Origin of the sequence: Paenibacillus mesotrionivorans, assembly GCF_046098205.1 — a bacterium.
GTDB classification, from domain to species: domain Bacteria; phylum Bacillota; class Bacilli; order Paenibacillales; family NBRC-103111; genus Paenibacillus_AR; species Paenibacillus_AR mesotrionivorans.
Genome location: NZ_JBJURJ010000006.1, coordinates 104,344 through 125,917 on the forward strand (window position 1 = coordinate 104,344; position 21,574 = coordinate 125,917).

At 50.4% G+C, this 21,574-nt stretch carries 21 protein-coding genes; 4 read left to right on the plus strand and 17 right to left on the minus strand.

Going from position 1 to position 21,574, the window contains the following annotated elements:
- Positions 1 to 15: 15 nt before the first annotated feature.
- The 10 genes from ACI1P1_RS10460 to ACI1P1_RS10505 form a co-directional block, all read right to left on the minus strand.
- Positions 16 to 1,032, minus strand: a complete 1,017-nt coding sequence (locus tag ACI1P1_RS10460) for a polysaccharide pyruvyl transferase family protein (RefSeq protein ID WP_416216328.1) — start codon at positions 1,030 to 1,032, stop codon at positions 16 to 18.
- A gap of 31 nt (positions 1,033 to 1,063) precedes the next feature.
- On the minus strand, positions 1,064 to 2,143 hold the full coding sequence (locus ACI1P1_RS10465) for a glycosyltransferase (protein ID WP_416216329.1): 1,080 nt from the start codon (positions 2,141 to 2,143) through the stop codon (positions 1,064 to 1,066).
- A 10-nt stretch (positions 2,144 to 2,153) separates the two neighbouring features.
- Positions 2,154 to 2,648 carry a glycosyltransferase gene (locus ACI1P1_RS10470; RefSeq protein WP_416216330.1) on the minus strand — a complete coding sequence of 165 codons (495 nt, stop codon included), beginning with the start codon at positions 2,646 to 2,648 and terminating at the stop codon, positions 2,154 to 2,156.
- A 25-nt stretch (positions 2,649 to 2,673) separates the two neighbouring features.
- Positions 2,674 to 3,144: a PssD/Cps14F family polysaccharide biosynthesis glycosyltransferase gene (gene pssD, locus ACI1P1_RS10475; protein WP_416216331.1), complete on the minus strand. Its 471-nt coding sequence runs from the start codon at positions 3,142 to 3,144 to the stop codon at positions 2,674 to 2,676.
- A 27-nt stretch (positions 3,145 to 3,171) separates the two neighbouring features.
- Positions 3,172 to 3,849 (minus strand): sugar transferase, encoded by a 678-nt coding sequence (locus tag ACI1P1_RS10480; RefSeq protein WP_416216557.1) that lies wholly within the window; start codon positions 3,847 to 3,849, stop codon positions 3,172 to 3,174.
- Positions 3,850 to 3,988: 139 nt separating this feature from the next.
- On the minus strand, positions 3,989 to 4,693 hold the full coding sequence (locus tag ACI1P1_RS10485; protein WP_416216332.1) for a CpsD/CapB family tyrosine-protein kinase: 705 nt from the start codon (positions 4,691 to 4,693) through the stop codon (positions 3,989 to 3,991).
- Positions 4,668 to 5,483 (minus strand): YveK family protein, encoded by an 816-nt coding sequence (locus ACI1P1_RS10490; RefSeq protein ID WP_416216333.1) that lies wholly within the window; start codon positions 5,481 to 5,483, stop codon positions 4,668 to 4,670. The genes ACI1P1_RS10485 and ACI1P1_RS10490 overlap by 26 nt, the downstream gene beginning before the upstream one ends.
- Before the next feature lie 68 nt (positions 5,484 to 5,551).
- Positions 5,552 to 7,660 (minus strand): S-layer homology domain-containing protein, encoded by a 2,109-nt coding sequence (locus tag ACI1P1_RS10495; protein ID WP_416216334.1) that lies wholly within the window; start codon positions 7,658 to 7,660, stop codon positions 5,552 to 5,554.
- Positions 7,661 to 7,843: 183 nt separating this feature from the next.
- Positions 7,844 to 8,605 carry a tyrosine-protein phosphatase gene (locus ACI1P1_RS10500; RefSeq protein WP_416216335.1) on the minus strand — a complete coding sequence of 254 codons (762 nt, stop codon included), beginning with the start codon at positions 8,603 to 8,605 and terminating at the stop codon, positions 7,844 to 7,846.
- Between the two features lie 125 nt (positions 8,606 to 8,730).
- Complete coding sequence (locus ACI1P1_RS10505; protein ID WP_416216336.1) at positions 8,731 to 10,044, minus strand: UDP-glucose dehydrogenase family protein; 1,314 nt, start codon at positions 10,042 to 10,044, stop codon at positions 8,731 to 8,733.
- A 265-nt stretch (positions 10,045 to 10,309) separates the two neighbouring features.
- Here ACI1P1_RS10505 and ACI1P1_RS10510 point away from each other — a divergent pair, with 265 nt between their 5' ends.
- The 4 genes from ACI1P1_RS10510 (at position 10,310) to ACI1P1_RS10525 (ending at position 16,151) form a co-directional block, all read left to right on the plus strand.
- Positions 10,310 to 10,600, plus strand: a complete 291-nt coding sequence (locus ACI1P1_RS10510) for a hypothetical protein (RefSeq protein ID WP_416216337.1) — start codon at positions 10,310 to 10,312, stop codon at positions 10,598 to 10,600.
- A 140-nt stretch (positions 10,601 to 10,740) separates the two neighbouring features.
- The gene (locus ACI1P1_RS10515; RefSeq protein ID WP_416216338.1) at positions 10,741 to 12,525 is read left to right on the plus strand and encodes a hypothetical protein; all 1,785 of its coding nucleotides are present in this window, start codon (positions 10,741 to 10,743) and stop codon (positions 12,523 to 12,525) included.
- On the plus strand, positions 12,522 to 15,551 hold the full coding sequence (locus tag ACI1P1_RS10520; RefSeq protein WP_416216339.1) for a DEAD/DEAH box helicase: 3,030 nt from the start codon (positions 12,522 to 12,524) through the stop codon (positions 15,549 to 15,551). Before ACI1P1_RS10515 ends, ACI1P1_RS10520 begins: the two co-directional genes overlap by 4 nt.
- Before the next feature lie 108 nt (positions 15,552 to 15,659).
- A complete protein-coding gene (locus tag ACI1P1_RS10525) occupies positions 15,660 to 16,151 on the plus strand; it encodes a hypothetical protein (protein ID WP_416216340.1) in 492 nt (163 codons plus the stop codon).
- A 305-nt stretch (positions 16,152 to 16,456) separates the two neighbouring features.
- Here ACI1P1_RS10525 and ACI1P1_RS10530 read toward each other — a convergent pair whose 3' ends face one another.
- The 7 genes from ACI1P1_RS10530 to ACI1P1_RS10560 are packed head-to-tail and all read right to left on the minus strand — an operon-like array spanning position 16,457 to position 21,573.
- On the minus strand, positions 16,457 to 16,588 hold the full coding sequence (locus tag ACI1P1_RS10530) for a hypothetical protein (RefSeq protein WP_416216341.1): 132 nt from the start codon (positions 16,586 to 16,588) through the stop codon (positions 16,457 to 16,459).
- Positions 16,589 to 16,633: 45 nt separating this feature from the next.
- Positions 16,634 to 17,089 (minus strand): XkdW family protein, encoded by a 456-nt coding sequence (locus ACI1P1_RS10535; RefSeq protein ID WP_416216342.1) that lies wholly within the window; start codon positions 17,087 to 17,089, stop codon positions 16,634 to 16,636.
- A 3-nt stretch (positions 17,090 to 17,092) separates the two neighbouring features.
- Positions 17,093 to 19,243: a hypothetical protein gene (locus ACI1P1_RS10540; protein ID WP_416216343.1), complete on the minus strand. Its 2,151-nt coding sequence runs from the start codon at positions 19,241 to 19,243 to the stop codon at positions 17,093 to 17,095.
- A 15-nt stretch (positions 19,244 to 19,258) separates the two neighbouring features.
- On the minus strand, positions 19,259 to 19,810 hold the full coding sequence (locus ACI1P1_RS10545; protein ID WP_416216344.1) for a putative phage tail protein: 552 nt from the start codon (positions 19,808 to 19,810) through the stop codon (positions 19,259 to 19,261).
- A gap of 23 nt (positions 19,811 to 19,833) precedes the next feature.
- Positions 19,834 to 20,883, minus strand: coding sequence for a baseplate J/gp47 family protein (locus ACI1P1_RS10550; protein ID WP_416216345.1), 1,050 nt, complete (start codon positions 20,881 to 20,883; stop codon positions 19,834 to 19,836).
- The gene (locus ACI1P1_RS10555; protein ID WP_416216346.1) at positions 20,876 to 21,298 is read right to left on the minus strand and encodes a DUF2634 domain-containing protein; all 423 of its coding nucleotides are present in this window, start codon (positions 21,296 to 21,298) and stop codon (positions 20,876 to 20,878) included. The genes ACI1P1_RS10550 and ACI1P1_RS10555 overlap by 8 nt, the downstream gene beginning before the upstream one ends.
- Positions 21,298 to 21,573: a hypothetical protein gene (locus ACI1P1_RS10560; protein WP_416216347.1), complete on the minus strand. Its 276-nt coding sequence runs from the start codon at positions 21,571 to 21,573 to the stop codon at positions 21,298 to 21,300. The genes ACI1P1_RS10555 and ACI1P1_RS10560 overlap by 1 nt, the downstream gene beginning before the upstream one ends.
- Between the last annotated feature and the right edge of the window lies 1 nt (position 21,574).

Here is a 21,574-nt window from a genome sequence, read left to right on the forward strand (position 1 = left end):
GATACTTAGTTCATGTTATGCAGTTAGTATTTTAGTCAGAAAATCTACCTGTTTTTGTTGCAACAAATCAAGATCATTCACTTTCATTGGTTCTCTAGTGATTTCTTTAATACCAACATTCCCAAATAGTGCTCTTCTAGGGCTATCAGACAACAAAACTGCTTTGTTCCCAAAAGACAAGGTGGGGATACATGCATGGACCCGATCAGAATAAACGGTATCTGCGTTTCTATAAATCAATAAATAATCGAGTGGATAATCAGAAATAATTGTTCTGCCCTCCTTAACCATTTTGCTGACCTTGGTATATGGAAAAGGTTTATGGTTAGTGAAAATTATATTTTTATTTTCTTCTCTAAGTTTCTCTACCAGTTTCGCTTTTTTATCGGCATTTTTGGGTTCCTCAATGTTAACAACAAAATAAGAGTCAAATTCAGTTTTGACTCTAGGAATATCAAGGTGGTTTGCAAAAAAGACGTTATCGATTCCATTATATACAAATTTGCTGTACTTATTATAATGACTAAATGCTATACTGTCCCGTGTTATTATGGCATAAGGTTTCAGCTTCTCCAAAAATCTCGATACAAACTCCACCTCATAATCTGTATAAAAATTCCCACTTACCCCAAGGAAAACAAGCTTGCACCCCTGTGAAACCTTCTTTTCAAGAAGACCCCCATAAATAGTAAAAAAGGGGACGGTTAATACACAACCTGGTATAATTAAATAATCAAGATCCACCATACTTACTGGCGAAAAAACATCTAATGTTTCAATAGCATTATAAGATTTATCATGCAGCTTATGAGCAAATTTTTGCATCGTATGTGTCCACACCCAATTAACAGCAGGCTTTTCCTTAAGCATAAAGAATCTTCCCATTGATGCAGCAAAATTTGCACACTGACTGATTTTTACTAATCCGCTTCCCTCTGGCAAAGCTTTCTTTATTGTTGCTTCGGCTCCTAAATCGATAAATGCATTACCAATATTGTTAAAGTAAACTGAAGTAAATAAGCCAACATTCATAACTATCCCACCTGTACGAGTTTTTAAAAATTTATCCTTCTAAGTATATCTTTTTTAATATTGCAGAAGAATCCCTTATATCAAATCCAGCTTCTTGCATTTTAAAAATTCCAATCCTTGCTCTTTCCTCACGATTATTATTTTTTGCTTTATCGATAATTCGAGTTGCCCAGACAGAAGCTCTTTCATTTAATGACATAAATTCCACTGCATCTGTTATGGCACAATCCTTTGTAATGGTATCAGCTAATAAACATGGCAAACCATTAATTTGCCACTCCAGAGCAACTAGAGGGAAACCTTCGAATAGTGAGGGCAACAACATCCCATCCATTGCCTGTAAGTAATCAGCAACCCTATCAGTTGTACCTGTGAAAATTACATTTTGCATTATGTCAGTTGCATCAAGCTCCATTCTTTCCTTTAACGGTCCATCACCGATCATAAATAACTTAGCCGTCGGTTCTTGTTGTAAGATAGCTCTATAGACTTCCAATAAAAATTTATGATTTTTCTGCTCAAAAAATCCCCCAACATGCCCAATCGCTAATTCATTTGAAATTCCATACTGATTTCTTACAGCATCTCTGGTCACAGAATTAAAAGCAAAGTTACCTATGTTTCGTCCATTCGCAAGTACGATGAACGGCTTATTATTAAATAGCCATTTCCCAGCCTCTACACCGCACGCTACTGCCTTTGTATAATTCAAATATAAAATGGGACGTAACATTTTATCAGCCATTACCTGATCACAACGGGTATTATGGGAGTGAGCAATTCTGTTATTACAACCCCCTAGCCAACCTGCTAGCATTTCAATGGCAAGAGTACCGCTATTTCCATGAGCGTGAATAACATTAACATGGTTTTGCCTAAGGAATTTTACCAAACTAAAAAAATAGTTAAAAGTATTTTTTCTCCTAGAGGGAAAATCAACAATTTTGAATCCTTGCTCCTCAAGTTTCTTCCTTATGCTTGCTTCAACTTTTATAGTACCGGCAATATATATTTCTATGTCTGATAATTCCATAAACTGTAGATATGATAAAATTACACTTGTAATACCATCATATATAAGACCTACGGTACTTACTATCATCACCTTCATGCGTATCTCCTCAATATAACTCCTGCACAATCTTTTCAAAATCACTACAGAAATTCTTATTGTTACTACCGATGCTCTTTTTCATATCAGCAACAATATAGTCATAATTTTTAATTGTCTCAGCAAGCTCTTCTATATCAACCACTGGAATAATAGATCCCAGTCTCTCGGCTATTTTCATCGAAAATTCTACTTGATGGTTATTGACATGTTCATTGAAATCAAGTTGTCTCGGAACTACAATTGGAATTTTGCCCACTTGAAGCGCCATAATAAAGCTTGCCGGCCCACCGTGAGTAATAACAATCCTTACATCTGCTACATTCTTCTCCATCTCACTGTAAGGAATCAATTTACTCCACTTGCAGTACTTGGGTTCATATGTACTGTAGCCAGTCTGAATAAACACCTCGTCATGTATTTTCCCATCTCTTTTTAAGTTATCTATATATTCCACAATGCGATTGAAGGGTTGTTCATGTGTACCCACTGTTACGAAGATCATCTTTCCTCACCCTCTGTATTCTACGCTAAAATATGCTTCCCAGGTTTATTGCTTTCTTATAAACTTGGGTCTGTTCTTTCCACTGGACAATGAATTTATCTGTAATCGGATATACCATTCTCCCCGTCAATGTTGGCTTATCGATTCTGTCAAACACTTCTATATAAATCGTTTTTGCACCGAACAGCTTACCCAAGTAGAAGAAGGGTACTGCTACTGCAGCACCGGATGAAATAATTAAGTCAGGTTTTTCCTTTCTCAACACCTTAATTGCTAACCTAGTATTTTTCAGGAGTGCCTTAAGGCTTCTATTGGTGGGATAATAACATGGGTACATTTTTTCTCCTTTTAGAAGACTTTTCGCATCCTCTTTATCAAATGTCACCCAAAACCGTTCTTTATTTCCCCAAAATGGTTTCAGCATATACAAATGGGACAAATGTCCTCCCGAAGAACCCACCAGACACACTTTCAGTTCCATTTTGTCCTTTTTCATAGCAGCACACCTACTCCCTTTTTCCCTTTAAAAGGCATCCTTAGATTTAATCATTACATACGCTGTGCGGAAAATAATTAGGACATCTTTTCCAATAGACTGTTCTCTTATGTATTTCAGATCGAGTTCTACCATTTCACTGAATCCGACACTGTTACGAGCACTGACCTGCCAAAGTCCAGTACAGCCAGGAGTTACAAGAAGCCGCTGCTTCTCGAATTTAGTATATTCTTCAACCTCACCCGGCAGGGGGGGGCGGGGGCCTACGAGACTCATGTCGCCGCGTAGTACGTTCCAGAATTGAGGAAGCTCATCAATGCTGGTTTTGCGGATAAATTTGCCTACCTTAGTAATCCGGGGGTCATCCTTAATCTTGAACATTGCTCCATCTACTTCATTCAAATGCATGAGGCTCTCCAGTTGCTGATCCGCATCACAGACCATGGAGCGAAATTTGTACATCCTGAACTCCTTGCCGTTCTTCCCTACCCGTGTCTGCTTGTAGAAAACCGGTCCTCGAGGGTCTTCCAGCTTATTCAAAACAGCCACAATTAAAAAGATAGGGAGAAACAGCACCAGCCCGAATGCTGCCCCCCCGATATCCATCACTCTTTTGGCAATCAGATAACCTGTCCTGCTCTGATTCACTATTTCTTGTTCTAATGGCAATGCTTTAGGATACGTTGTTTGTATCTCGGCATCCATGTGCACCTGGGGTAGGCTCATGGTGCTTCCACTCCCTCCCTGACTCTTATCCTCCTACAATTCAAATTCAATTTTACATCAAATTGCAATTAAAATTTGTCGAAACGTGCCAATTGGACTATGTCTTTTATATGAACATCTACTCCTCGCGGGAGCCGTAATAATAATAGTAATACCCTTCGCCGGATTTCCGGTCTACGTTATTGAGTACAGCGCCGATCACATTGGCTTTCACATGATCCATATTCGCCTTTACCTTCACAATGGCATCACGCTTAGTGCTTCCGGCGTAAATAACCAGAATCACTCCGTCACATTTGGTGGCCATGATTTGGGCATCGGCTACCGCCAATGCAGGAGGGGTATCCACAATTACCAGATCATACATGCCGCGCAGCTCGCCTAATACGGCGGTCATGCGTTTGGACGCAAGAATTTCCGAAGGATTGGGCGGGATCGGTCCCGACGGAAGAACATGCAGATTGGGAACATGTGTCTCGGAGATTACGTCGGAGAGCAGTGTTTTGCCGGTGAGGACATTGGTCAGACCCCATCTGTTGGACTTATTGAAGGTGTGATGCATGGTGGGCTTTCTCAGGTCCGCATCCACAATCAGGACTCTCCGGTCATTCTGGGCATACACCACGGCCAAATTCGTAGCGGTAGTGGATTTGCCTTCAGCAGGCCCGGCAGAGGTGAGCATGATGGTCTTCAACTCTTCGTCAATATTGGAGAAGTCAATATTGGTCCGGAGGGTCCGGTACGCCTCGGATATGGGAGACTTGGGATTTACATCTGCAATAATGGGACGTTTACTGTTAGTGGTTAATGGTTGCGTTGGCATGCTGAGCAGCGCCCTCCCCTATGCTTTTATTGGCAGATGCTTTTTCGTATTGCAAATCCTCAGGTTTTATCTTGCTGATCATAGTCAAGGTGGGAATGCCTAAGAGATGTTCAATATCCGCTTCGCTCTTCACCGTATCGTCCAGGTATTCCAGCAGAAATGCCAGGCCCACAGCGGCCATAAGGGACACAATCAGGCTAAGGGCAAGGTTTAACATTGGCTTGGGACTAACAGGTGTCGGAACCGGGGAAAGCTTGGCTTCAGTCAGGATAGATACATTGTCCACCTTCATGATATTGGTGATTTCCCGTTGAAAAATATGTGAAACAGCATTGACGATGCTGACTGCTTTCTCATAGGAGGGATCTTGCACAGCCAGGGTCATAACCTGGGTATTGTTTACGGAGCTAACAGATACTTTTGCGATCAGTTGCTCGGCTGTCATCTGGAATTGGGGGTACTCGGATGCCACCATCTCCATAATATGCGTGGTTTTGATCACTTCTTTGTAGGTGTCGATAATTTTGATGTTCAGGTTCACATCATTAATATTCAGCGCATTCACACCTGTAGCATCATTGGGTTTGTTCACAATGAGCTTGGTTGAGGCCTGGTATTGCGGCGTCAGCATAAAATAGCTCACAAGTCCGGTTGTGATGCAGGCAACCAGCACAATGGCGATGATTAGCCAAAGCCGTTTGCGGATAATCTTGAGATAGTCTTTCAAATCGAGTTCCATGGTTTCCCTCCACCGGTTGTATTCCCCATAAGCAGCAGTCTTCTTGAACAAAACAATAAGATCCTCCTCTCATTCGAGAGACTGAGAGGAGGATCTTATTGGACTAGCGGTATTACACCTTATTTATTCAACAGACGGTAAATGACTACTGCAGCTTCCGCACGGGTCGTAGCAGCGTTGGGGTTGAACTTACCGGCATCTTGCCCTACAACCAGAGCTTGTTCCGCAGCGAAGGCAACTCCGGACTTCAAGCTGGTGTTGACTTCATCGGCATCCGTGAAAGCGGCAAGTGCGGTGTCTACAGCTTCCACAGCCTTGTAGGATTTCACCTTGGTCAAAGCGCGGGAGGCGATGGTTGCCAGCTCAGCACGGGTGATGGTTTCATTCGGTGCGAAGATTCCTTCTGCACGGCCGTCAATCAGACCGGCTTCGGATGCAGCCGCTACATAAGGTTGGTACCAGTCGCCGACATTGACGTCAGTGAAGGCTTCCTTGGCGGTGGTGCTCTCCAGACCGAAGGTCTTGACGATGAGCTTGGCAAATTCAGCACGGGTTACATTGCCTGCAGGAACGAATGCCCCTTCTTCACGGCCATCGATAATGCCCTTGGCTGCGGCAACCGCAATTTGGCGTCCTGCCCAATCCTTCACACCGGCGATATCGTTGAAGCTGATCTTGTTTTCCAGAACCGCATAGGTGGAGAAGGACTTGTTAGTTACAACAAACAGCTTCTTGGCCGCGTCGTATTTGCCGCCCTTGGAGATCAGATTGCTGCCGTCAATCTTGGTAAAGGAAAGCAGCTCTTGATCCAGTCCGGATGCTGTAATTGGCAGACGGATTTCAACGGGCTTGGTGAAGGTAGTGGCGGCTTTGCCATCTACTTCGAAGGTGAAGCTGTATACGTCGGAAGCTGCAGCCAATGCTGTGCTGGGGAGTGCGGAAGCAGCCAGCTTGTTAATGTTGATGGCAGCTGCAGCGCCCAATTGGTCAATATCCAGCGCCAGTACAACACCGTTCACCTTAACAGCCAGAGCTTGAACGCCGGCTTCCTTGGCCTTGGCCAGAACATCCTTAGCCAGGGGGATGCTTACAGAGTCAGCCTTCACGGTACCCAGGTCAAGGGTAGCGATTACCTTCACGGAAGGGGCATCAGCCGCAGCAGCCTTCAGGTTCTTGTTGGCAGTGTCGGCCAACTCCTTCACAGTCTTGAAGATATCTCCCAGTTGGGAAGCATTCAAAGTAAGAGCTGCTTTGCCGTCCGTAATTTTCACAGCTGCGGATACATCGATGGTAGCCGCTTGAGCTAATGCTTCCTGGATGGCCGCTACTGCTTTTGCCAGGCCGGCGCTTTTGTCTTCCAGCAGCTTAGCGAGATCCTTAGCCGCATCATTCAAAGCTGTAGTTGCTGCAGCTTTGTCCGGGCCTTTGGGGGAGTCGGATGGAGCTCCGCCACCGCCGCCAGGAGTCGGGGTTTCCGAATCTTGTTTTTGATCGGTCAACACTTTCAGATAGGCTACAGCCAAATAATAATCGATTTTGTCAGCGCCCTCTACTTTTTTAGCTGCTTCCTTCTCCAGATTCGTCTTTGTGGAGATGATGGCATCGCTGGTTATGCCAATATTTTTTAGAATACCAGCGACTCTTGTTGTGCTATTGTCAATTACATCCTTAATAGCTGCTTTAACGAGTGTTGGCGCATTCTTAATGTCAGTTAGAGAGGTTGATTTTTTAATTTCGGCTAATGCCTTATCTTGCAGTTCCTTACCAAACTTTACAACATCCGCTACATCATCATTTGCATCAAAATTGCCGCCTACGATATTGTAAAGCTTCTCGGCAATATCCTTCAGGAATTGGTCGGCCATCAACGCTTCCAAACCGGTGAAATCCTTATCGTAATCGATGGCAAATGCTTGGATGAGTGTAAAAAGATCTTTTTTGGTAATTGTCGGATCATTATGATGGACTGCCAAATCCTTGGCGTGAACAATTTCCCAAATTGGATTGATCAATTCCAAGTTTTCATCAATGGGAGCAAGGTTGCGGACTGCATCCCTGGCATCGCTAATGATTTTTACTTCGTTAGGATTCAAATTTGCATAAATTTTGTTCAGCGTATTTGTAACTTCACTCGGCACCGACGCCGCGTAAACCGGTACACCTGCTAAAGAGCCAACCACCAGAGAAGCGGCCAGAGTTGTCGTTATCGCTTTCTTCTTCAATTTCATGCTTTACACTCACCTCGTCTTTAAATTTGGGGAAACGGATAATTCTATGTATAAATAGTAAAATATAAAACTCGTAAGTAAGATTTAACAAAAGCGCGATTACCACTTTATTTAAAAATGATCGATTTATGAAGAAAATTTTATCATAGATGGAAACCAGGGGTCAACGTAAAATGGGTGAAGCTACCAGAAAAGAAAGCGTTTTTTATTATGTACGTTGTGTGAAATAGGAATAATTTCCTGGTTATAAAGAACCCTACTAGCATTTTCCTTATAATAGGAATAGGTCCCTTCTCCTAATTTCTTCATTATATAGGTTGCGGCAGTTTGCAAGAAAAAAGGTCGTTCCATGGGATTGTGCGCATCAGATGATAGGAAGTGAATGAGATTGGAGCGGCACATATCCAAAGAGATGGATTGAATTTTGCGGCCAAACAAACCGTTAATGGAATGGGTCGTCATTTGGGCCAAAGCACCTCTGTCAATTAAGTCCGCCAATCTCGAGAGATTACCGACAAGCTCCATGTTCCGTTCCGGATGGGCGATAATGGCTGTAATTCCCGCAAGACTCAACTCATGCAACAGATCCTCGATTCCCTCCGGAACCTGTCTAGAGGGAAATTCCAGCAGCATATAACGTGACCCCGCGAGAGTAAGCAGCTTGCCGGCATTCAGATCATCCAGCAGCTCCTTGTACACCCGGATTTCCTGCCCAGTGTGAATCTGAAGGTTCACTCCCTCTTCGGATAGGGCAAGATTCAATTGTGCGGCAGCTTGACGAACCTTCTCTGCTTCATTCTGATACCGCCCGTTAGCATGATGAGGAGTGGCAATAATATGATGGATGCCTTCCTTAACTGCCAATCTCGCTAATTCCAATGATTCTTCCAGGCTCCTGCATCCGTCGTCTATTCCCGGCAGGATATGATTATGGATGTCTATCATTTTGGGCTCCCATTTTTGTCGAATTGATGTCTGTATTGTACCTGAGAAGATTTACTAAAGTCCATGGTACATAATGGCTAAAAATGAAAATGACCCCCGAAACCATCCAGGGGCCTATCTCTATTTTATCTTTTCACCCCAACGCTCTCCCGCCCAATCGAATGATACTCTATCCCTTGGGAAACGGCATACTCCAGGCTAAAACAATTACGCCCGTCGAAGAATACCGGAGACTTCATAAGCTGACTGGCCATAGGTATGTCCATCTTTTTGAATTCCGGCCAATCGGTAATGATAAATACACAGTCTGCATTGGTAAGAGCGTCCTTCAATGTCTGGCATAATGCCACTTCCGGAGGAAGAAGCTGCGCTGCCATTTCCGGTTGGATAGGGTCAAATGCTTGTATTCGGGCACCTTCTTGCACCAATTGCTGGCTGACCACAATGGAGGCAGATTCCCGCATATCGTCCGTCTGTGGCTTAAAAGCCAAACCCAGCAGTGCAACGGTCTTGTCTTCCAGGGATCCGAAGCGGGCTTTGGCCTTATCCACCAGCAGCTGCTGCTGTTTGTTGTTTACCTGAATCACTGATTTCAGCAGATCGAATTCATGCTCCACGTTTCCTGCTATTTGCACCAGAGCCTTGGTATCCTTGGGGAAACAAGAGCCGCCATAGCCGATGCCTGCCCGTAGGAATTGACTGCCGATGCGCTTATCCATGCCCATACCTGCAGCCACATCTTCCACATTCGCTCCAAGCTTTTCACAAAGGGCCGAAATTTCATTAATAAAGCTGATCTTGGTAGCCAAGAAAGCATTCGAGGCATATTTAATCATTTCAGCGCTGCTGATATCCGTGTGGTACACAGGAATGCCGAAGGGTTTGTTAATCTCTTCCACGACCTGAGCCGCCTTGGGATTATCAGAACCGATCACGATCCGATCCCCTTGAAAAGCATCCTGTACGGCAGTACCCTCCCGCAGGAACTCCGGATTGGATACAATGTCGAATAAGGCCCGGCCTTCCACTCCCGCGCTAATCATTTCTTTAATCCGATAATTGGTTCCAACCGGCACAGTGCTCTTGGTAACCACAACCGTGTAGCTGTCGATATGAGCAGCAATGCTTTTGGCTACCTCTTCCACGTAGGAGAGATTAGCTGTACCATCCTCTCTCGGGGGCGTGCCAACAGCTATGTAGATAGCTTCCGCATCCTGAAAGCCTTCTTGATGGGAGGTGGTGAAAAACAACCGGCCAGCTTCGATATTCTTTTGCATCAGCTCGTCGAGGCCCGGTTCATAGATGGGTGAAACTCCTGCACGCATTTTGTCTACCTTTGCTTCATCCACATCAATGCACGTAACCTGATGGCCGATTTCGGACAGACAAACACCAGTAACGAGACCTACATAGCCTGTCCCTACAATGGCTATTTTCATAGGATTATCCTTCTTTCTTTTTCGGATGCCAGTAAGTGTACTGACCTATCACACTGTTCTCTATTATAGCATATGTACAATTTTGCGGAAATTGACAGGAGTGCACTTCTTTATGACTGCGCTCCTATGGTACAATAATCTTGCGCTGACAGAAGCCCGGATACAGAGCCTGCCCTTGCTCTTGTTGGTTAGGCGTATTACATTTCCACAAGGAGCGGATGCGCCGATGGACAAGCTAGATCTTATTCTCGAGAAGCTGTAGCAGATGGATGCCCGGCAGCCCAGATTTGAGCAACGGTTGGATAATCTGGAAGCAGGTCAAAAGGAGCTGAACCAGCTGACGAAGGCCATTATTCATCGGCAGGAAATGACCGATGCGAAGCTGGAGGCCTTGACCCTGGACGTACACAAAATCTACGGCATGATGGTATCCTTCCAGGCCAGTAAGGAGCGGCAGGATAAAATTCTGGAGATGCTGTCTCTCCGTTCCCTGGAGCAGGAAGGCGAAATTCGCGATTTGAGGCGAGCCATCTATGCCAAGTCGGACCTTTCTTGAGTTAACGTTAGTTTAAGCTGGATATCTCCCCTCCCCGATCTCTTCCGGAACGGGGATTTTTGGCGTCCGGCACGAAGTAAAGAAAATGGTCCAAACATGTTATAATGACACCAACAAACATTATGTACGAGGTGTACAATATGGCGGTATCTTCGATCCCTCCGAAGGCGATGCAGAATCTGAGGGCGTTTATAAAATTGAATATATCCAGTGAGCAGCTGGAGAAAGGGTATACCCTGTTCCGTCAGCCGGGGAGTGTGGAGTGGGTGTTTGCCGATGACGAGACGATGATTGCGGCTTGTTGGGAAGGCGACCACAGCTTCCGTGTGGAGCTTGATCCTTCCGCAGCGGACGAGCCTGTGTTTTGCAGCTGTGGGGACCGGTGCTGCCGGCATGACCTGGCGGTACTCCTGGATGTTTTGCGGGTGGCCGGCAAAATGCCGGAGATGTTCGTGATGGAATGCCATGCTGCGGCCAAGAACCAGCTCCGCCAGGAGACGCACAAGGAGCTGGCCGCGGCGGACGAGCCTCCCGCAGCTCCCTCCGCTCCCACTGGGCAGAAGCAAACCGCAGAAGCAGAGCCTCTCTCCTGGGAGCCTCTTTCGCCGGAGCCACTGGCAGCGGTGGTGTCTCTAGCGGAGGCCCGTATGGATAAAACCCGCGGCAAACGGGGAAAACTGACATTTTCTCAACCGGTCTTTCCCGAACCGGAGGAATCCGCTGCACAATGGCGCGCCTATTTCCGTGACAGGTTCCACAAAGCACTTATGCATTCCCGCCCGGGCAATTACATGTTTGGCCTGGGATCGGAGCTGAAAGGCTTCTATTATCACGTCGTGGAGGAAATGGCGGATGAATCCAAAGGGTGGCCGCCCACGGTTCGGGGACTGTTTGTGCTTCATGCCCAGCTCTATGCGATGGAAGCCCTTGAACAGTTTTTTGCCCAGCCCTCCTTTAACCCTAGTCAAATATACGGTTTTTCTCAAATAACGAAGGAACTGGCCAGTGCCGCCTCCCAGCATATAGAAGAGATTTTGGCCGTTATCAACATGGAGGAAGTGCAGACCCGTTATAACGAAGCGATGAAGGAAGCGCTTGAGCTGCTCCGGCTGAATACCTTCACCCCCACTCCTCCCCATCTGGATTGGAGTGCACTGTACCAGACTCTGTGGGGAAGGATCTTCCTCTTCTCCGGTGAATGGGGAGCAGAGGAGCGAACCCGGCTGGAGGAGCTGCAGTCTCAGACAAGTAACGACAGTCTGTTAACCCGCGTCCGGACAAGCCTGGCTCTTTTTGATTTTTTGGACGGCAAGGATGAAGCTGCTTTGGCTATCCTAACGGCCCACTCGTCTCTTCCCCGGGACCGGTATATGTACTATGTGAACCATCTCTACGATCATCAGGCTTGGAGCCGGCTGCTGGTATGGCTGCGGGGGCTGACGCGTTTTTTGCGAAGAGAGTCCTATTTGTTGAACCATGAAATCTTTCCTATGTGGCTGAATGCGGCGGAATCGCAGCCCGAAGAGCCGGGCTGGATCGAATGGATCAAGCTGCTGCTGCCCCAATCCCAGGATATCTATACCATCTATCTGATCGAAAACGGTGATGCCCGGCAGGTGGCCCATATGCTGCTGTCGCAGGGGCACCCCATTTATTATATAGACCGGGATATCCTGCGGCTGTTGGAAAAAACCGACCTCCGGCTGGTCCTTCCCCTCTACCACCAGGATGCGGAGCGGTACATTCTGGAGAAAAACCGGCAATCCTACAAACAAGCGGTCCGGCTTCTGAAAAAACTCGCCGGTTTCTACAAGAAGCTGAAGGAGCAGGACCGCTGGCAGCTTTACATCGGACAGCTGGCGGAACGGCATTCGCGTCTGCGCGCCTTCCAGGAAGAGCTGCGGAGGGGGAAATTGATCCAATGAGCATGTATGCACTTGTTGAAACCGTAACCTTGGATGCCGTACCAACAGATAAAGGACTTTTGCTCATACCAGTTGGCCGGCAGCCTCTCCCGATTGAACATGTGAAGCACCGGCTGTTTGCTTGGCATGAGGCCAGCTTTTACGGCACCCTGCTGGAAACCCTAAAGGGAGATTACAAAGGTGAGGATGCCATTGTCCTGCCCGAAGGGATGTCTTTTCGTTACCTGGCGAAGGACATTCATAACGCCGCTATTGAGATGGAATATACCCCGCGCCTGACCTATCTGATCCAAGCTGCTCCTATTCTGCTCCGCTGTCTGGAGGAAGGGCGTTTTGCCCCGGATTATGAGAGTTGGCGGGAAGGACGGCTGGGCTGGCGGCTTTTACTGGAGGATGAGGAGTCGGCAGAATGGGAAACCCTCCTGGAAGAGTCGGCTGAGGAGGGAATGAAGCCCCTTGTCGCAGAATGGCCTAACCGTGTGCTTGACGCCTGGACGAAGGAGCACACAGAAGTAAGCTCCGCTTGGGAAAAGCTTTTAGAGGCGTATCCTTTGATCCAGCCCACCCGCTTGTCCGGTCAAAACAATGACCCCACTGACGCTCCTGCAGAAGGACTTGTGGCAGATGAAGAGGATTGGCAGATCCTTACCGGTTGGAAAAAGGACGAGGTGCCCTTCCGGGTTACCCTCCGTCTTACCGAGCCAGGAACAACAGATGACCATGGTGAGGTTCGGGAGACTTGGCAGTTGGATACGGTGCTGCTGGACCGGGATAATCCAGCCTTTCGGGTGCTGTGGCAGGATAGGCTGGAAACCTCTGCGGCCCCCCTCCTCCCGGAAGCATGGCATGTGGAAGCGGGGCCCCGTGTGCAGAAGGAGCAACGGCGCTGGCTGACGGCGGTTCCCGGATTGGACGGCGCTGGCGGAACGGTGAAGCGTATTTTGCCGGATGAGGAGGTATGGCGTTTCCTCACTGAGGACAGTGTCCGTTTGGCTGAGGCGGGGGCTGCCGTGCTGCTTCCTGCCTGGTGGGAGCAGGTCCGCAAGCAGCGGGTCCGGTTGAAGGCCAAGGTCCGCTCCTCTGTGGGAGCGGCCGGCAGCATGTTCGGCATGGACGCGATTATTGAATTCGACTGGCGGGTAGCCTTGGGAGAGGCGCAGCTTAGTGAGGAGGAATTCCTCCGGTTGGCCGAGCACAATAAACGTCTGCTCCGTGTGAACGGGGAATGGGTCCTGCTGGACCCAACCATGCTGGAGGCCATCCGCAAGATCATGAGCCGCACCCGCAAGAAGAATGGTCTGACCTTCCGCGAAGCTATGGAGCTGCATCTGTTGGGCGGAACGGAGCTGGAGCATGGGGAGACGGATGAGCCAGGGGCGGATGATCCGGACGAGGATGAAGGCCTGCTCCGCTTAGAGGTGGAATTGAACGAGCATCTGGGCAGGATGCTGGGGCAGCTTCAGGAAACGGCGACCATTCCCCTTTTGCCGGATCCGGCGGGGTTCCAGGGAGATCTCCGGCGTTACCAGCGGGAGGGCATGTCCTGGATGACCTTCTTAAGCCGGTTCGGACTGGGCGGCTGTTTGGCCGACGATATGGGTCTGGGCAAAACCGTCCAATGGATCTGTTACCTGCTCCATCTCAAGGAGAGCGGCCAGTTGACAGCCCCTGCCCTGCTAATCTGTCCCACCTCCGTTATCGGGAATTGGCAAAAGGAGCTGGAGCGTTTTGCGCCGGGGATGAATGTGCTGCTGCACTATGGGGCCCAGCGGGTCAAAGGGGAGGCCTTCCCTGCCTCTATCGAAGGTGCGGATGTGGTCCTGACCTCGTATACCCTGACCCAGATGGACGAGGAGTCTCTGGCCCAGGTGGAATGGAGCGCCCTCTGTCTGGATGAAGCGCAGAATATCAAAAATGCCTACACCAAACAAGCGGCTGCCGTCCGCAGGCTGAACGCCCGCCATCGGATTGCGCTGACGGGTACTCCGATTGAGAACAGGCTGACGGAGCTGTGGTCGATTTTTGACGTAGTGAATCCAGGTTATCTGGGTTCATTGGGTGAATTCAGGCGGAGTTTCGTGAGCGAGGTGGAAAAAGGCAACACCGCCCGCATCGGCCAGGTGCAGCAATTGATCAAACCCTTCCTGCTGCGCCGCGTGAAGAAGGACCCTGCTATCCAGTTGGATCTGCCGGATAAGAACGAAATGAAAACCTTCGTGCCGCTGACCGCGGAGCAAGGTGCCCTGTATGAATCGATTGTGCAGGACATGCTGAACAAGGTGGAAACCCTCTCCCCTATGGAGCGTCGCGGCCTGATCCTGGCTACCCTTACCCGGCTGAAGCAGGTGTGTGATCATCCTCTTTTGCTGGTCAAAAAAGGAGAAGAGGTTTCTTCGGAAGCAGGTTTGTTGGAGGAAGAAGAGTCCTCGTCCGGTGTGGGACGGGATCGTAGCGGGAGCGCCCGCAGTGTTGGCATGGCGGGTCAATCCGCCAAGCTGGCGCGTTTGCTGGAGATGATCGAGGAGCTTCGGGTGGAGGGTGATAAGTGCCTGATCTTCACCCAATTCGCCCAGATGGGGCGGCTGCTTCAAGAGACGCTAGCGGCGGAGCGAGGCGAAGCCGTCCTGTTCCTTCATGGCGGCGTGCCCAAGGCCAAACGGGATGAAATGGTGGATCGTTTCCAGGAGGATGCGGAGACGGGGATTTTTGTCCTGTCGCTGAAGGCCGGGGGAACGGGGTTGAATCTGACGGCGGCCAACCATGTGTTCCACTTCGACCGGTGGTGGAATCCGGCGGTGGAGAACCAGGCTACGGACCGGGCCTTCCGGATCGGCCAACGCCGGGATGTGCAGGTGCATAAATTCATCTCTCTGGGCACCCTGGAGGAGCGCATCGACCAGATGATCGACAAAAAACAGGGCTTGAGCCAGCAGATTATCGGCAGCGGGGAAAACTGGATTACCGAGCTGTCCACCGACGAGCTGCGGGAGCTGTTCACCCTGCGGCGGCAGTGGATGGAAGAGTAAGACTTGTTGAGGCAGGATCAGCTTTATAAAAAGGGACCAGCCTATCCGGCTGCTTCCCCGGTCAATGGTGGCAATACTAGTGATGGAGGTATAGCGGAGATGTCCGGTATGGAGAGGAAAAACGTAGAAGACGCTACGATAGAAGATACAGCAGCATCCCCTGAGGGGGAGGCTGGCGCTGTGCAGGCGCCAGCACCCAAGCGGCGCGGCCGCCCGCCGGGAGGCGGAAGGAGCGCCGCCGGTGGGGTGAAGGCGGCGGGTCGAGGTGAGGCGGCGGGGGAAGCTGACCGGGGTGGCGTGAAGCCTGCCGTGGCAGGCTCAGCCGGGACGAAGGACGCGGGGGCAGTCCGAGGCGGGACGGTTGACGTAACAGCAGGTACAGCTGGAGGGAAGCCTGCAAAGGCGGGCCCCGCTGGGGCGACGGAGATGAAGGCAGCCCCACCCCGCCGCGGCAGCAAGGCCGCTGCCCTGGCGGCCCAGCAAGCCGAGGAAGAGGCGCTGGAGCTCCAGCAGCTCACCGCCCCCCACATCCCCGACTGCTCCCCGGAGTGGCAGCAGTTTTATTTGAAGGTAAGGCGGGTAGCCGTAAGGGAGAAATAAGCGAATTGCTATAGCAGGACTGGTTGTGGCTGGTTGGGGCGTTTGGCTGGTTGGGCTTCTCCCCCGTTAGTGTTCTGTATCGGAACTTAGAAGCTCTTAGAGAGCTAAAAAGCCCATGGAAGTCCTGTAACGGAACTAGGAAGCGCTTAGCAGTGAAAAAAAGGTGGCGGAGAGCCAAAGGAGGCGTCTATGGAGCACTGAGTTCCGTTAGAACAAAAATTAGTCATTTTCGGGTCGCTAAGCGCTTCTGAGTTCCGTTAGCGGCTCGAGTACCTAAGAGCGCCCCCAATAAAGACTAACACTCTCTACACTTCAATGAGATGCTGCAAACCTTGATCATTCAAAATCTCTGCCACTCCCGGCTTAAGCGTAGCCGGGATGTCTTTGTATGCCATCTTGCCAATAATTACACGCTGTGCAAAAAACCTGGCCATCATCACGAAACCCTCCCTTCTTCTTTTTTATAGGCCTCAAAACGATGATTACGGATACACCTTCATCGCCATTTCGGCAATCAAATCCTCGATAAACTCCGCGCGCTCAGCCAAAAGCTTATTCTCCGCTTCCAGCTGACGAATGCGTTCTGCCTCAGTAAGCGGCTTCGGTTCCTCCGGAAGATCCTTGATCGCGTTCCACGCATGCTGAAGCTCCTCCTCTGTGGGTTGGGGTTCCGGAAGGTTCCAGACGGCGATATACGGACCGCGCTCGGCAAGATCATAATCCACGCCCAAAGTCAGGCGGTTGTAATCCGTCGCATAATGGTAATGGATGCCTTCCACTTCCTCTGTCTCCCCCTCTCTCATAGGTCGAATTTGGAAACGGAAAAGGCCGTCTACGCCTGGACGTAAGACAGGGGTGGGGCCATCGTCACGGACAACATAATCCTTCATGACATCAGCCTTCGGTTGAATATGCAGGATTGCTCTAGCGATATTCATTTTTCAACCCTCCCGATGAATAAATAAATTGGTTTTCGTGGTGTCGTGGAATAGTCCAACGTCTACAGAGGAGTATTGTATCACGTATATTTCCATGTATTGCCCGGCTAGAAGTAAAATGGGCTTGTTAATATGAAGCTGCAAGTCCTGCTGGACAGTATTTTGGGCAAATGATGTTAGATATTGTTCGCCATTAATCCATATAGAGAGATACGCACCTACACCTGCGGCCATACCCAAAAGCAAGGCTGATGCACTAACATGGTAAAATCCGGTTTGTAAAGCTATAAATCGGTTAGTAGTATGGTCGTAGTTGTTTAGCTGATCGTATATTTCCCGAACATAGTTGACCTTCACCCAAGTTGCCGGAGCAATGGTCTGCGACGCCAGAAGACATACCAATGCGTATGGCCTACTGCCTGCTGTGTTATCTCCCCATGGATTGATAACTCCATTTTCCTGTAATGTAATACCACCAGTAACTACCTGTTCCAAGGCTGTTCCTGTCGGCATCCCATTTGCCTTTGCAACAATAGAACCGGAAGCGGATGAAAACACTGCCGTATTTCCTGATCCTGCATTATTACTTGCTGTAACCCGACTTCCTTGCTCGGCTACAATAGCCACCAATTTGTTGCTGATTGTACTGTTATTGATATAGCAAACTGCTGAAACTGCATAAATACCATGTTTGTTTGATGCAGACTGGACGATGGACATATAGCTTAATCCAGCATACTGAGCTCGTACCACAGCAATACTTTGATTGCTTGTCGTTGTCGTTATATTAAACCCTCGGGCAATGACAGCCACGACACAATTGGAAATGGTTAAAGATTTGATTGTCCTCGATGTACTGACAATGGTATCGCCAAGCAAATTTATTACAGCGTTTTTACCTGTGTACCCATCCAGTATTACATCCTCGTCATATGCGCCCGGCCCAACATTGATTGTCACCGTATGATTAACTACTTGTGGAATCATACTGATTGCCTTGCCAATCGTCTTAAATGCCCCGGCTGCTGTGTTTACTGTGCCACTATTACTGTCGTAACCGTCTGTGCGGACGTAGTAAGTCACATCCGTTCGTGTCATCAACCGCTTATCTGTAAGTATCTCTGTACTGCTCCAATCGTCGGCATTATCAAGCCGGATATATACGCCTTTTTCATTTCCTCCAAGCGTGTATAGCTGGACTACGGCTTTGCCGTCATTATTGGTGTACACGCCGCGAAAACCAATATCTCCCCCGGCTGTTGCCTCAGTCGGTTTTTTTAAGTTAAGGGATTCACCAGCACCATATTTAAGAGCAGCGTCCCACCATCCCCCTAACTTACGCACGGCTCCAACTTGGTCAGCAGTCACGGCATGAGGGTTATCTGTCCGACTTGCATGAGCGTCCACCGTATCCTTACGCGCAATATCCCCCGCTGCCGACGGGGCGGCAACCTGCGCCCGGCCGGAGGCATCCCGCTTCATCAGCGTACTTGGCGTGCCTAAATTTGTCGCGGCGTCCAGCACGGTCTTGATGGCAGCGATGCTCATACCCGGCAGCGTCCGCCAGGTGGCGCCGCCGGTGATGGCCTTTACCATGTTGGCGAGCCAGCCGAACAGGGTGGTGACGGTCCCGGTGTCCCCGGTGGGAGCGGTGGTGTCGGAGACGGTGCGGCTGCCTATGACGGCGTCGGTAGCCGAGGCGGCGCCGCCGGTTTTTTCGAAGGTGATAGCCGTGGTGTCCAGGGTGACCGCTCCGGTATTGGTCATTTTCCATTGGGTTTTCCCGTTGGCAGCCCCCTCCTCCACGTACACGCTGATGCCGGCCGCCAGCTTGGCGGTGCTGTTGGCATCCACCGCCCGTGTCCACGGCCCCGTCGCTACGGTATAAATTCCGTTTTCCTTCCCGGCCGTCTGGTTTTTCACCAGTACCCGGTTGCCTGCGCTGAGGGCAATGCCATCAATGGTTTGGGCGCCGCTCAGCACGATATTCCCCGTTGTGGCTGCCCTTACGTCACCGGAGACCGGGACCAGTCCAAGAGCTTCATCCAATTTTTCCACAGGGTTGTTGATCATGGTGTCGATATTAAAGGTCTGATTGCCGTCCGTTGCCGGATCGGCCAGCTGAATGTTGAGATTCGGCGTATATTTAGGCATGGGCCCTCTCCTTTCTTAAGCGGGGATGAAGGGGGCAAAATCGTACAAGGACCGCCCCTCCAGCTCCCCGATGGTCATCACATTATGAACCTGGTTGATCAGCAAATATTTGTACACATACACCACTGCCAAATGCGCTGGTTTGACCGCCTCCACCGCTGCCTTTAGATCAGTCAGATTAGGCGGCAGTCCGATAGTGCCGGCAAAACGGATGGTCAGCTTGTACAGCTCCGGCTCCTCCATCACTTCGATTTGCCCATTGTCATAAGCCTGGGCCACACTCTGGAGCAGCTCTGCCGTTACCGTCCCCGAACCGCGGAGCTGGGAGCGGATCACCGCGCGGCGGTCATTTTCGTTTTTGGCGGTATCGGTTGGCAGCCCGAGAAAGCTCTCCCAAGCGGCTAGCCCCCAAGTGGCCGTGTCCACAAACAATTGGTTCAGCACGTCAGCCATCCCATTTTCCAAGAGCTCCAGCTCATCGGCTCCGGCATTCAGCACAGACCCGCAGGTCAGATCCTCCTGATACAGCGGGGGGATATATCCCGCTACTTGCTCGCGCAAGCTCATGTTGTCTCGTCTCCTCTCCTACCCTATCCGACCGTCAAATTGCCCGGAACTGCCACCGCCTTATCTGCGATGGAGATATTAACGGCCCCGCCATTCACGGTAAGGGCGGAATAATCCACCACCCCGGGGGTATCCAGGATCATATTGGCGATCCGGGTGTACCGGACCACCGGGTCCTTAAAGGCCAGCCCCTGCAAATACATCTGAATGCCCGCCGCAACAGCTGCTTTTACCCCGTCCCGGGTGTAACCGGAGCTCAATGTCACCTGGACCGAGACATGAATGGCCGTTTCCTGGGCTGCTTCTACGGTGACCGTTGCCCCCACAGGGCGGGTGGCTTCAATATGGGCCTTCACCGCATTCACCAGCTCTGCTGCCGGAGCCCGTTTGGCCAGGTCCAACACCACCACCTTCACCGTCCCGGGACCGTTCCACAGCGGAAAAACCCGGGCATCCCCGATACCCTCCACTTCCATCGCCCACAGCCTATAATGGGCTGCGTTGCCGCTGGTGGCCTGATTGCGCACCCGCTGCAGAAGCCGCTCCAGAAGGGACGCGTCACCCTCGGCATCGGCTCCCCCTGTCACCGCAGCAGCATTACTCACAGCAGATACACCGGACACCGATACGGGAATGATGGTAATCGTCCCGGAGGCTGCATTGCCGGAGATCCCTGCCTTTTCCGCTTCCACCCGAACCACAGCCCTGCCCTCCGCAGATAGCACCGCACCGGCCGTACTGACATACCGGACACCCGCTCCCGTGGCAAAAACCGTACCCTTCGGCACCGCTGCACCTGCCGAACCCGTCACTACCACCTCGCCGTTGGCCTTAACGGCACTGTGGCGGGTAACGCCATGCTCATCCGCACGGCGGTCCAGATATATCCCGGAGCTCGTGGCGGCAAAGCCCAACCGCAGCACCCGCTCCAACTGGGCATAGGCAATAGCCATCTCCACAGAAAGCGCCGAGGAAACGTCATACGAAAACGTCCCCTCCTGCTTGGCGATACCGGGCTCCAGCCGTCCCAGCATGGATTTCAAAAGCTTTTCCTGGCTCTCCTGCTCAAACATCCACCTTCACCTCCCCATAAATCGTCTCCACACGCACTATTCCCTCCAACCGGTCCCCTTGCAGATTGGCTTCCACCTGAGGAACTCCCGTAATATATGGATTCACCAGCAAAGCCTCGCGGATGTACCGGGTCAACTCTAACTGGGTGGCTCCGGTTGTGTAGGAACTGCCGATCAGGGCCTCCAGCTCTGTGCCGTAATACGGGCTATAGCCCAAATATCGGTAACGCGCCGTACGCAGCGCCTTGTAGATCCACACCCGAAGCGCCTCCTGCCCTTCGACCACCACTGGAGCACCGTTCACCAGCTTCATTTGGCCGCTGCCGAAATCCCAGGCGTATTCCCGGAACAGGGGCAGCTCTTTTTTGCCAAGTGTGTCTGCCGGTACCTCCATAAATGGAAAAATGCCCGCCATCAGCTCTTCACCACCTTGCTTACCGCTACATATTGCTGCTGGTTGTCCAGCCCCAGGACCAGAATCGTGTCACCGGGCCTCACTGTAGGTTCATCGCCGGAAGCCGCAGCCAGCAGCTCCGGCGTTGCCAGCACAAACGGACTGCCCAGCTCCACCCCCGACAGCCAGATGCGGAACGGATCCCCGCTGGCCAGCTCAGCCAAAAAAATACCGGAAGGGCGCGCCTTCACCGCCTCATTCCGGATGAAATTCACCAGCCATGCCGCACTCTGCATG

What these genes read in the sequence shown, in the direction of transcription:
- ACI1P1_RS10460 (WP_416216328.1), bottom strand. Translation starts at nt 1,032, where the DNA reads ATGAATGTTGGCTTATTTACTTCAGTTTACTTTAACAATATTGGTAAT.
- ACI1P1_RS10465 (WP_416216329.1), bottom strand. Translation starts at nt 2,143, where the DNA reads ATGAAGGTGATGATAGTAAGTACCGTAGGTCTTATATATGATGGTATT.
- ACI1P1_RS10470 (WP_416216330.1), bottom strand. Translation starts at nt 2,648, where the DNA reads ATGATCTTCGTAACAGTGGGTACACATGAACAACCCTTCAATCGCATT.
- pssD (WP_416216331.1), bottom strand. Translation starts at nt 3,144, where the DNA reads ATGAAAAAGGACAAAATGGAACTGAAAGTGTGTCTGGTGGGTTCTTCG.
- ACI1P1_RS10480 (WP_416216557.1), bottom strand. Translation starts at nt 3,849, where the DNA reads ATGGATGCCGAGATACAAACAACGTATCCTAAAGCATTGCCATTAGAA.
- ACI1P1_RS10485 (WP_416216332.1), bottom strand. Translation starts at nt 4,693, where the DNA reads ATGCCAACGCAACCATTAACCACTAACAGTAAACGTCCCATTATTGCA.
- ACI1P1_RS10495 (WP_416216334.1), bottom strand. Translation starts at nt 7,660, where the DNA reads ATGAAATTGAAGAAGAAAGCGATAACGACAACTCTGGCCGCTTCTCTG.
- ACI1P1_RS10500 (WP_416216335.1), bottom strand. Translation starts at nt 8,605, where the DNA reads ATGATAGACATCCATAATCATATCCTGCCGGGAATAGACGACGGATGC.
- ACI1P1_RS10505 (WP_416216336.1), bottom strand. Translation starts at nt 10,044, where the DNA reads ATGAAAATAGCCATTGTAGGGACAGGCTATGTAGGTCTCGTTACTGGT.
- ACI1P1_RS10510 (WP_416216337.1), top strand. Translation starts at nt 10,310, where the DNA reads ATGGATGCCCGGCAGCCCAGATTTGAGCAACGGTTGGATAATCTGGAA.
- ACI1P1_RS10515 (WP_416216338.1), top strand. Translation starts at nt 10,741, where the DNA reads ATGGCGGTATCTTCGATCCCTCCGAAGGCGATGCAGAATCTGAGGGCG.
- ACI1P1_RS10520 (WP_416216339.1), top strand. Translation starts at nt 12,522, where the DNA reads ATGAGCATGTATGCACTTGTTGAAACCGTAACCTTGGATGCCGTACCA.
- ACI1P1_RS10525 (WP_416216340.1), top strand. Translation starts at nt 15,660, where the DNA reads ATGGAGAGGAAAAACGTAGAAGACGCTACGATAGAAGATACAGCAGCA.
- ACI1P1_RS10530 (WP_416216341.1), bottom strand. Translation starts at nt 16,588, where the DNA reads ATGATGGCCAGGTTTTTTGCACAGCGTGTAATTATTGGCAAGATGGCA.
- ACI1P1_RS10535 (WP_416216342.1), bottom strand. Translation starts at nt 17,089, where the DNA reads ATGAATATCGCTAGAGCAATCCTGCATATTCAACCGAAGGCTGATGTC.
- ACI1P1_RS10540 (WP_416216343.1), bottom strand. Translation starts at nt 19,243, where the DNA reads ATGCCTAAATATACGCCGAATCTCAACATTCAGCTGGCCGATCCGGCA.
- ACI1P1_RS10545 (WP_416216344.1), bottom strand. Translation starts at nt 19,810, where the DNA reads ATGAGCTTGCGCGAGCAAGTAGCGGGATATATCCCCCCGCTGTATCAG.
- ACI1P1_RS10550 (WP_416216345.1), bottom strand. Translation starts at nt 20,883, where the DNA reads ATGTTTGAGCAGGAGAGCCAGGAAAAGCTTTTGAAATCCATGCTGGGA.
- ACI1P1_RS10555 (WP_416216346.1), bottom strand. Translation starts at nt 21,298, where the DNA reads ATGGCGGGCATTTTTCCATTTATGGAGGTACCGGCAGACACACTTGGC.
- ACI1P1_RS10560 (WP_416216347.1), bottom strand. Translation starts at nt 21,573, where the DNA reads ATGCAGAGTGCGGCATGGCTGGTGAATTTCATCCGGAATGAGGCGGTG.